This is a genomic window from uncultured Brevundimonas sp. (genome assembly GCF_937870815.1).
Taxonomy (GTDB): domain Bacteria; phylum Pseudomonadota; class Alphaproteobacteria; order Caulobacterales; family Caulobacteraceae; genus Brevundimonas.
Map to the genome: position 1 here is coordinate 1 of NZ_CALMZS010000218.1, position 10,264 is coordinate 10,264.

The 10,264-nt window shown below is 68.9% G+C and carries 6 protein-coding genes; 2 read left to right on the plus strand and 4 right to left on the minus strand.

All coding sequences use genetic code 11. From position 1 onward, the window contains the following. Positions 1 to 137 (minus strand): hypothetical protein (locus Q0588_RS15400; protein ID WP_298748016.1); only part of this gene is annotated, 137 nt, incomplete at its 3' end. 335 nt (positions 138 to 472) lie between these two features. Continuing rightward, on the minus strand, positions 473 to 2,593 hold the full coding sequence (locus Q0588_RS15405; protein WP_298748002.1) for a glycoside hydrolase family 97 protein: 2,121 nt from the start codon (positions 2,591 to 2,593) through the stop codon (positions 473 to 475). Between the two features lie 159 nt (positions 2,594 to 2,752). Between Q0588_RS15405 and Q0588_RS15410 the strand changes: the two genes are divergently transcribed. Then, positions 2,753 to 3,766: a LacI family DNA-binding transcriptional regulator gene (locus tag Q0588_RS15410; RefSeq protein WP_298748005.1), complete on the plus strand. Its 1,014-nt coding sequence runs from the start codon at positions 2,753 to 2,755 to the stop codon at positions 3,764 to 3,766. Between the two features lie 2 nt (positions 3,767 to 3,768). On the opposite strand, the gene Q0588_RS15415 is transcribed toward Q0588_RS15410, so the two are convergent. Beyond that, positions 3,769 to 5,400 carry an alpha-glucosidase family protein gene (locus Q0588_RS15415; RefSeq protein ID WP_298748008.1) on the minus strand — a complete coding sequence of 544 codons (1,632 nt, stop codon included), beginning with the start codon at positions 5,398 to 5,400 and terminating at the stop codon, positions 3,769 to 3,771. Continuing rightward, entirely contained in the window at positions 5,397 to 7,229 is a 1,833-nt protein-coding gene (locus Q0588_RS15420) for an alpha-amylase family glycosyl hydrolase (RefSeq protein WP_298748011.1), read from the minus strand. Before Q0588_RS15420 ends, Q0588_RS15415 begins: the two co-directional genes overlap by 4 nt. Positions 7,230 to 7,522: 293 nt before the next feature. Here Q0588_RS15420 and Q0588_RS15425 point away from each other — a divergent pair, with 293 nt between their 5' ends. Beyond that, positions 7,523 to 10,240, plus strand: coding sequence for a TonB-dependent receptor (locus Q0588_RS15425; protein WP_298748013.1), 2,718 nt, complete (start codon positions 7,523 to 7,525; stop codon positions 10,238 to 10,240). Positions 10,241 to 10,264 lie beyond the last annotated feature (24 nt).

A 10,264-nucleotide genomic window follows, 5' to 3' on the forward strand; every position in this document is an offset into this window, starting at 1 on the left:
AAGATGCGGCTGGTGTTGGCGTTCTGCAGGCCGAAGCCGATCTGGATGCCGAAGAAGCCGACGCACATGTTCCAGATGGCCCAGCCGCTGAGGCGGGGGCGGACGGCGTTTACGGATTCGGACGTCGCGCCGGTCATGGGAGGGGCTCCTGCGCAAGGCCCTCCCCCTCGACGGGGGAGGGTTGGGTGGGGGTGGAGGCAGGGCCTGTCGAGGCGGGCGCGTGAGACGCGGCCGGCTGTTTCGACCAAGCCTCGCGCGCCGCCCCTGGAATCAGCCTGCCTCCACCCCCTTCCCCCTTCCTCCGTCGGGGGGGGAAGGGGGAAGGGGGGCGGTCCGCCAGAGCGAGATCGGTTTAGACGCGATCGCGTCCAAACCCGGATCTTCGCTCCAGCATTATACTGGAGCCCGATTCACGGCATCGGCGGAATCGCGAAGCGATTCCTCCTCAACCGATCAGGCTCTAGGACGGTCGTCAACGGCGGGTCCTTCCCAGCGGCGTGAAGCGGATGGCCTGGCCGCCGCCGGGGGCGAGGCGCAGGGTCAGGGTGTCGGCGGCGGTGACCTCGCGGGTTTCGATGACGATGTCGGTGCGGCTGCGGCCATCGCCCTCGCGCCAGTCGGCGTTCGGACCGTCGCGGTAGATCTGCGCGCGATAGCGGACCCCGGGCTCGAGGAAGCCCAGGGGCGCGGTCAGCACCCGGCCCTGTTCGTCGGAGATCGAGCCCAGGTACCAGTCCCGGCTGTTGCGGTCCCTGCGCGCGATGGTGACGAAGTCGCCGACCTCGCCGTTCAGCACCCGGGTGTCGGCCCAGTCGGTCGGCACGTCCTTGATGAACTGGAACGGTCCCGGGTTGGCCTCGTAGTTTTCCAGCAGGTCGGCCGCCATCTGGATCGGGCTGTAGATCGTCACATACAGCGCCAGCTGTTTGGCGATGGTCGACAGCACGCCGCTGTTGGGCTGGGTGCGCATGTCGAAGATGCCGGGGGTGAAGTCCATCGGCCCGGCCAGCAGGCGCGTGAAGGCCAGGGTCACCTCGTGCCCCGGCGGGTTCGGCGGCACGCCCCAGGCGGAATACTCCATGCCGCGGGCGCCCTCGCGGCTGATGATGTTCGGCCAGGTGCGGCGCAAGCCGGTGTCCTTGATCGGCTCGTGGGCGTTGACGGCGATGCGGTGCTCGGCCGCGGCCTCGATCACCCGTTGATGGTGCTGGGCCATCGCCTGGCTCTCGTGCCAGGCGTAGCGGATACGGCCTTCGGGATCGGCCAGCCGCGCCTGGCCGGCGTCGGCCACATAGCCGGTCTTGACCACGTCGACGCCCAGCCGCTCATAGAGGTCGAACCCGGCCTGCATCTGGCTTTCGTAATGGGCGACGTTGGCCGACATCTCATGGTGGCCGATCAGGTGGACGCCGCGCGCGCGGGCGTAGGCGGCCAGGCCCTCGAGGTCGAAATCGGGATAGGCCTGCGTATAGCTGAAGTCGCCGCCGTTGCCGAACCAGTCGCCGTCCCAGCCGAGGTTCCAGCCCTCGACCAGCACGCCGCGAAAGCCGTGCTCGGCGGCGAAGTCGATATAGCGGCGGGTGGTTTCGGTGGTCGCGCCGTGGGCGGCGCCGGAACTCCAGGTCGCCGTGCCCAGGTGCATCTGCCACCAGACGCCGATGTATTTGGCGGGCTCGAACCAGGAGACGTCGCCCAGCCGGTTGGGCTCGTTCAGGTTCAGGATCAGGTCGGACATGATCAGGCCGCCGGCGCTGTCGGCGATCTGCATCGTGCGCCACGGCGTCGGGAAGGGAGCGTCGCGGATCACCTTGGCGTCGCCGATGCCGGGGGTCAGGGCGGCGCGGAACCGGCCTTCGCCGGTGCGGGTCAGGTTCATGCCGGAATAGTCGACCAGCGCCGCCTCGTGAAAGGCGATGTGCAGGCCGTCGCCGGTGCGCACCGTCATCGGCGTCTGGGCCGAGGTGACCTGGTCGATCGGGGTGTGGCGATAGATCTGCTCTTCGCGGTTCCAGTCGAAGGCCGGAGCCCACCAGGCCTCGCCGGCGTCGGCGAGGGCGAACTCGGTCAGCTCGTCGGTGATCCGCAGCGTGCGCAGATTGGGCTGTTCGGGGAATTCGTAGCGGAAGCCCAGGCCGTCGTCATACAGCCGGAAGACCACGTCGAAACGGCGCTGCAGACCGCGCGGTTCGGCGAACGAGATCCGCACCTCGTTGAAGTGGTTCTTCATGAAGCGCCGCTCGCCCCAGGGCTGCTCCCAGGTCTCGTCGACGGTCCGGGTCGCCTGGCCGACGATGGTCAGGTTGCGTTCCAGCTTGGGCGCGTCGACCAGCAGGAAGCCCAGACGCGACGGCTCGATCACCGGCCGACCCAGACGGCTGACCGAATAGACGGCCCGGCCGTCGTTGTCGGTGGTCACCTCGACGCCGAGCACATCGCCGGGCGAGGCGAGGCGCACCACCGGTCTCTGGACCCCCGTCGGCGCGTTCTGGGCCACCACCGGGGCCGCGGGCGGCGGATCATCCTGGGCCAGGGCCGGGCTCGCCACCCCCCACGCCAGGACAAGGGCGGCAATCAGGATGCGGTGGACGGTCATGACGAAAACTCCCCCAAAGACAATGGTCCGGCGGAAGCGGGCGCGGCCCGGCCTCCCCGGCGCACCCGACACCGAGTGCAAGAGTCTTGCAATCCCCCACGGGGGGTGTGTTACAAAGCATGAAGCAATTTTTGCAGCAAACTTTGCGAGCCGGTGCGCGTGACCCGAAAGACCACCCGTCTGGAAGACCTCGCCAAGCTGGCCGGCGTGTCGATCTCGACGGTGTCGCGGGCGCTGAACGACAGTCCCGCGGTCAACGCCCGCACCAAGCAGCTGATCTGGAAACTGGCGCGCGAGCACGACTATCCGTTCCGACGCTACATGCCGGCCGGTCCGATCGGGGCCGACGGGGTGATCGCCCTGGTGACGCCGCGGCCGCAGGGACGCGAGGGGCGGCTGAGCGATCCCTTCTTCCTCGAACTGCTGGCCGGCGTCGGCGAGGCCGCGCGCGAGCGCGGCTGCGACGTGATCATGAGCCATTTCTCGCCGACCAGCTACGACGACCTGTCGGCGGCGATGAACACCAGCCGGGCCGACGGGGTGATCTTCCTCGGCCAGAGCTTTCTGCACCAGAGCCTCAACCGGCTGGCCGAGACCGAGGGCCGGTTCGTGGTCTGGGGCGCCCAGATGCCCGACCAGCAGTATTGCTCGGTCGGGTCGGACAACCTGGCCGGCGGGCGCCGGGCGACCCTGCACCTGGCGCGGCTGGGGCGCCGGCGCATCGTCTTTCTGGGCGACCTCGATCCGCCGGAGGCGATGCAGCGGCACCGGGGCTATCTGGAAGCCCTGGCCCGGGCCGGGCTGGAGGCGGACCCCGACCTGATCATGGAGGCCCATTTCGAGGTCGAGTCGGCCGAGGCCTCGGTCGACAGCCTGATCCGCCGCGGGGTCGGCTTCGACGGGGTGGTCTGCGCCTCGGACCAGATCGCCCTCGGCGCGGTGAGGGCCCTGCTGCACGCCGGCCGGCGGGTGCCCGAGGACGTCTCGGTGATCGGCTTCGACAATGTGCCGTTCAGCCGCTATGCGCGCCCGGCCCTCAGCACCATCGCCCAGGACACGATGAAGGCCGGACGGCTGCTGGTCTCCAAGCTGCTCGACAACCCCGGCGACTCGGTCGGCCGGTCGGAGCGTATCCCCACCGACCTGATCGTGCGCGAGAGCTGCGGCGGCTGAGCTCATCCGGCGGCTTCGGCCAGGACCAGCCCGGCCATCGGCGGCAGAACGCCGCCCGGGCCGGCCTCGAGGTTGATGGTCTCGACGATCCGCCATCCGGCCGGCGCGGTCCAGTCGACCGGCGCCTCGCCCAGGTTGAAGACGCACAGCAGGCGTTCGCCGCCCAGCGCGCGCTCGAAACAGAGCAGGTCCGGCGGCGCGTCCAGCAGCCGCATGTCGCCGCGGGTCAGGGCCGGATGGGCCTTGCGCAGGGCGACCAGCCGGCGGGTGAGGTTGAGCATCGACGCGGGGTCGTCCTCCTGCCGGTCGACCGCCAGGCCGACGTGGCGCGGGTCGACGGGCAGCCACGGCTCGGCGGTCGAGAAGCCGGCGTGGGGCCGGTCGGCCTTCCACGGCATCGGCGTGCGGGCCCCGTCGCGGCCCAGGGTCTGGGGCCAGTTGGCGATGGCCTCGGGATCGACCAGCCGCTCGAACGGCACCTCGGCCTGGGGCAGGGCCAGCTCCTCGCCCTGGTAGATGAAGACGTTGCCGCGCAGGCACATCAGCAGCAGCATGGCCATGCCGGCGAAGGCCGCCGGATCGCGGTCGCCGGCCCAGCGGGAGATGGCGCGCGGGGCGTCGTGATTGGAGAAGGTCCATGACGGCCAGCCCTGGCCGTCGCGGCCGTGCCAGACCTCGGCCCCCTGGCGCACCAGCTGGGCGTCCAGGGCCGGGGCGTACAGATAGAGGAAGCCGTAGGCGCTGTTCAGGTGGTCGTCGCCGGCGGTGAAGGCCTGCATCTCCCGCTCGGCGTGGTCGCCGCCGACCTCGGCCACGGTGAAGCGCCCGCCGTAGCTGTCGGTCAGGGCCCGGATCCGCTTGAGGAAGTCGGCGATCTGCGGCTGCGACTGGTTATGGACCTTGTCCTGGAAGTCGAACGGCCGGGTCCGCTTGCCGCCCGGCGGCAGGGGCGGATTGTCGCGCAGCAGCGGGTCGTGCATCGAGAAATTGATGGCGTCGAAGCGGAAGCCATCGACGCCGCGGTCGAGCCAGAAGCGGGCCACGTCCAGCAGGGCGTCCTGCACCGCCGGCACATGCAGGTTCAGCTGCGGCTGCTCGGGCAGGAAATTGTGCATGTAGTACTGGCCGCGCCGGGCGTCCCAGGTCCAGGCCGGCCCGCCGAACACCGACTGCCAGTTGGACGGCGGCGAGCCGTCCGCCTTCGCGTCGGCCCAGACATACCAGCCGGCCTTCGGATTGGTCCGCGACTGGCGGCTCTCGCGGAACCAGGCGTGCTGGTCCGAGGTGTGGGCGAAGACCAGGTCGGTGATGATGCGCAGGCCCAGCCGGTGCGCCCTGGCGATCAGGGCGTCGAAATCGTCCAGCGTCCCGAAGATCGGATCGACGTCGCGGTAGTCGGCCACGTCATAGCCGAAATCCTTCATCGGCGAGGTGAAGAAGGGCGACAGCCAGACCGCGTCGACACCGAGGGAGGCGATATGGTCGAGGTGGTCGGCGACGCCCTTCAGGTCGCCGACCCCGTCGCCGTTCGTGTCGGCGAAGCTGCGCGGATAGACCTGATAGACGACCGCGCCGCGCCACCATTCGGCGGCGTCGGTCCGGAGCTGTGGGGATTCGAGGATCTGGACGGTCACGCTCGGCCTTCGGATACGCAGACAATATAGCCCAGGGCGGGCAGGGAGACGGAAACCGCGCCGGGGGCCGCGGCCCGGGCGGGGCAGCGGCCGAGCAGGGCGCGCCAGCGGGCGGAGCCGGTCTCGACCGGGATGTTGACCTCGCGGGCCTCGGTCGAGGTGTTGAACACCACCAGGGTCTCGCCGTCGTCGTCGAGCCGGGAGACGGCGAGGACGCCGGGCTCCTGGTCGGCGACCCGCACCGCGACGCGACCGCGACGGAGCCGGACGTCGGCGGCGCGGACGCGGGTCATTTCGGCGATGCGGCGGTACATGTCGGCGTCGGTGTCGAACGGCCCGGCCGCCCGGCCGATGCGCCGGTCGTCGGCGTAGGATGGGACGCGGGTCTCGAACATGTCCTGGCGCGAGCGGCGGTCGTCGCCGTCGCCGGTGAAGCCCTGTTCGTCGCCGTAGTAGATCACCGGCACGCCGCGCCCGAGCAGCACCAGGGCGTGGGCCAGGGTAGACCGGTCCAGCAGTTCCGCGTCGGAGATGTCCGGCATCGCCTTGAGGATCAGATGGCCGATCCGGCCCATGTCGTGGTTGCCGGTGAAGGTCGGCAGGCGGCGCGCCGTCTCGGCGCCGCCGGCGTAGATGGCGTCCTCCATCAGCAGATAGCCCATGCTGTCCGGATGGCCCGCGCCCGTGACCATGTTCTGGACCACGCGCTGATAGGCGAAGTCCAGCACCGTCGGCAGGCCGTCGACCACAGTGTGCATCGCCGCCGTGCCGCTCTGGAAGTCGAAGGTCTCGCCGAAGATGTGGAAATTCGGGATGCCGCGGGCCCGGGCGCGCTCGAGGATGGCGGGGACGAAGGCCTGCCAGAACTCCGGGTTCACATGCCGCGCCGTGTCGATGCGGAAGCCGTCGACGCCGTAGTCGTCGATCCAGCCGCCGTAGATGTCGATGAAGCCCTGGACCACGCGCGGGTGTTCGGTGAACAGGTCGTCGAGGCCGGCGAAGTCGCCGTCCATGCGGGCCTCACTGTACCAGGCGCTGTTGCCCCGGTTGTGATAGAGGCCGACGTCGTTGAGCCAGGCGGGAACCTTGACCGTCTCCTCGCCGGGCGGGTTGTACGGCGTGTACGCATAGTCGGCGCGGGTCAGGGTGGAGAAGTCGCTGCCGGGCTCGCCGGTGAAGCCGGGGTTGATCGCCTCGCCGTCGAGGCCGCCGCGGCGCTGGTACGGATAGTCGCCCTTCCAGCGGTAGCCGCAGTCGTTGTCCGGGCACTCGCGATAGCGGATGACGTCGGCGGTGTGGTTGATGACGATGTCCAGATAGACCTTCATCCCCCGGGCGTGGGCGGCGTCGACCAGGGCGCGGAAGTCGTCATTGGTTCCGAAATGCGGATCGATGCGGGTGAAGTCGGTGATCCAGTAGCCGTGGTAGGCGGCGCTCTCCTGGCCGGGCGGGCCCTGCACCGGCTTGTTCACGAACGGCGGCGCGATCCACAGGGCCGTGGCCCCGAGGCCCTGCACATAGTCCAGCCGGGCGGTCAGGCCGCGCAGGTCGCCGCCGTGGAAGAAGCCGGGGTCGGCCGGATCATGGCCGGTGACGAGCCGGTCGCCGTCGAGGCCGCCGCGGTCGTTGGACGGATCGCCGTTGGCGAACCGGTCGGGCAGGAGAAAATAGATCACCTCGTCCTCGGCCGGACGGTCGCGCAGGCCGGCGGCCTCCTGCGGGGACGGCAGGGCGGACGCGATCGCCGGCGCGGCCGCGGCCATGGCGGCCAAACCCGCGCACACGGCCGTCACGCGCCGCCGCAGGGCCCCTCTCGAGCTTCCGGTCATGTCTCCGTCCCTTCGGAATGTCCGCGGACGGCATGGCCCCCCCCGGATCGCCTTTGCAAGATTTTGCAGCGGAGCCACCCGATGTCAACCGCCTCAACAGGGGAGTTGAAACCGCGGTCCCGCAAGCCATAGTCCTATGTGTAGGGCGAAAGCGCTGGCGGCGGGCGTCACATTTCGGCCACGTCCGGGCCACGATCGGAGAGAGGACACTTGCATCAGGTCCGCAAGTTTGCATTACTTTGCGGTATCGCCGGACGCTTCGATAGAAATGCGACGGCCCCAGGGAGAATGAGATGCGAACCCAAGTCACCCGCCGTACGCGCCTGCTCGGAGGCGCCGCCCTCGGCGCCGTCGCCGCCCTGGCCTTCGCCGGAGCCGCCTCGGCGCAGGATGCGCCGCAGGAGGAGGAGACGCAGGTCGAGGACGTGATCGCCACCGGCATCCGCTCGTCGATCGAAAGCTCGATCGCGACCAAGCGCGACAACACCTCGATCGTCGAGGTCGTCACCGCCGAGGACATCGGCAAGCTGCCGGACATGTCGATCGCCGAATCGCTGGCCCGCCTGCCGGGTCTGGCGGCCCAGCGTCAGGACGGGCGCGCGCAGGTGATCAGCATCCGCGGGCTCGGTCCCGACTTCACCACCGCCCTGCTCAATGGCCGCGAACAGGTGACCACGGGCGACAACCGCGGCGTCGAGTTCGACCAGTATCCCTCGGAAGCCCTGGCCAGCGTGCTGGTCTACAAGACCCCCGACGGTTCGCTGGTCGGGCAGGGTCTGGCCGGAACGGTCGACCTGCGCACCATCCGTCCGCTCTCCTATGGCCGGCGGGCGATCGCCCTGAACGCCCGCTATGAGGTCAACGACATCGGCGCCCTCAACGCGGGCACCGAGGACACCGGCCAGCGCTACAGCGTCAGCTACATCGACCAGTTCGCGGACGACACCATCGGCATCGCCCTCGGCTACGCCCACATGTCGTCGCCGTACCAGTCTGAGCGGTTCGAGGCCTGGGGCTACCCGACCGACGCCAACGGCGACCTGGTCATCGGCGGCGCCAAGGTCTTCGTGATGTCGTCGGAACTGAAGCGCGACGGCCTCTTCGGCACCCTCGAACTGCGCCCGAACGACCGCATCCATTCGACCTTCGACGCCTTCTATTCCGAGTTCGACAACACCCAGATCCTGCGCGGCATCGAGTTCCCGCTCCAATGGAGCAGCGCCTCGCTGTCGAACCAGCAGGTCGAGGATGGCATGGTCGTGGCCGGCACCTTCTCCGATGTGCGCGCCGTCGGCCGGGGCGACGTCACCGGCCGCGAAAGCAAGCTGCTCTCCCTCGGCTGGAACACCGGGATGGTGCTGAACGACCGCTGGTCCATGGACGCCGACCTGAGCTATTCGAAGGTCGATCGCACCGACACCATTCTCGAGACCTACTGGGGCACGGGCCGCAACGGCACGGGGCCGACGGATACGCTCGACTTCGCCATCGACCCGAGCGGCGTGCCGCAGTTCTCGGCCGATCTCGACTACGCCGATCCGAGCCTGATGCGCCTGACCAGCCCGCAGGGCTGGGGCGGCGACGTGATCCCGGGCGGCCAGGACGGCTATCTGAACATGCCGACCATCGAGGACGAGCTGAAGGCCGTGCGCCTGACTCTCAACGGCGACGTCGACCTGAGGGCTTTCGACTCGATCGAGACGGGCCTCTATTTCAGCACGCGTGAAAAGTCGCTGGTCGCCGACGAATGGTTCCTCGGCATCCCCGGTGGGGCGACCGTGCCCGTGCCCGGCGACTATCTGCTGGAGCCGACCTCGCTCGCCTATGGCGGCATTCCGGGCATCCTGAGCTATGACGCGATGGGCCTGGTCAACGACGGCTTCTACAACCTGGTGCGCAATCCGAACGGCGACGTGAAGTCGAAAAACTGGACGATCAACGAGGATATCGTGATCGGCTACGCCAAGCTGAACATGAACGCGAACATGGGGAGCATTCCGGCCACCGGGAATCTCGGTCTCCAGGTCGTGTACACCGATCAGCATTCGAACGGCTTCGCCGCCACCGGCTCCGGCGCCGGCATGATGTTCACCGCGATCGAGGGCGGAGACTCCTACGTCGAGGTTCTGCCCAGCATGAACCTGATCCTCGAGCTGAAGGACGACCTGTTCCTACGCACCGCCCTCGCCCGCACCATGGCCCGTCCGCGGATGGACCAGATGCGCGCCAGCCGCGGCTACGGCTTCAACCCGACCCTGAACATTCCAGGCGCTACGGTGAACAACTCGCCGTGGAGCGGCGGCGGCGGCAATCCGGAACTGAGGCCGTGGATCGCCAACGTCGCCGATGTCTCGCTGGAGCGCTACTTCGGCCGATCGGCCTATGTGTCGCTGTCCGCCTTCTATCGCCAGCTGGATACGTTCGTTTACGATGAGCAGCGTCCGGCTGACTTCACCGGCTTCCCCACCGGGGGCGTCGTTCCCGTGATCAACGAGGGCCTCTACAACTCGCCCCAGAACGGCGAAGGCGGCGGCATGTGGGGCGTGGAGTTCGCCGCCTCGGCCCCCTTCGACATGTTCCATCCGTCGCTCGAAGGCTTCGGCGCCTTCGTCAGCGTCTCGCGCAACGGAAGCGAGATCGAACAGCCCGGCGCCGGTGTGAAGACGGCCATCCCCGGCCTGTCCGAAACCGTCGCCAACGTTACGCTCTATTATGAGCGGTACGGCTTCCAGAGCCGGATCAGCGCGCGCCATCGGTCCGAGTTCCTCGGCGAGATGTCGGGCTTCGCCAATGGCCGCACGCTCCGCCAGGTCGGGGCCGAGACGGTCGTCGACGCCCAGATCGGCTACGAGTTCCAGTCCGGCCCGCTGGAAGGCCTCTCGCTGCTGGCTCAAGCCAACAACCTGACCGACGAGCCGTTCTACACCTACCAGAACGGTGACGAGCGCCAGGTCATCAACCATCAGTCCTACGGCCGCACCTTCCTGTTCGGCGTCAACTACCGCTACTGATCGGCCCGACCGATCCGCGCGACA

What these genes read in the sequence shown, in the direction of transcription:
- Q0588_RS15405 (WP_298748002.1), bottom strand. Translation starts at nt 2,593, where the DNA reads ATGACCGTCCACCGCATCCTGATTGCCGCCCTTGTCCTGGCGTGGGGG.
- Q0588_RS15420 (WP_298748011.1), bottom strand. Translation starts at nt 7,229, where the DNA reads ATGACCGGAAGCTCGAGAGGGGCCCTGCGGCGGCGCGTGACGGCCGTG.
- Q0588_RS15425 (WP_298748013.1), top strand. Translation starts at nt 7,523, where the DNA reads ATGCGAACCCAAGTCACCCGCCGTACGCGCCTGCTCGGAGGCGCCGCC.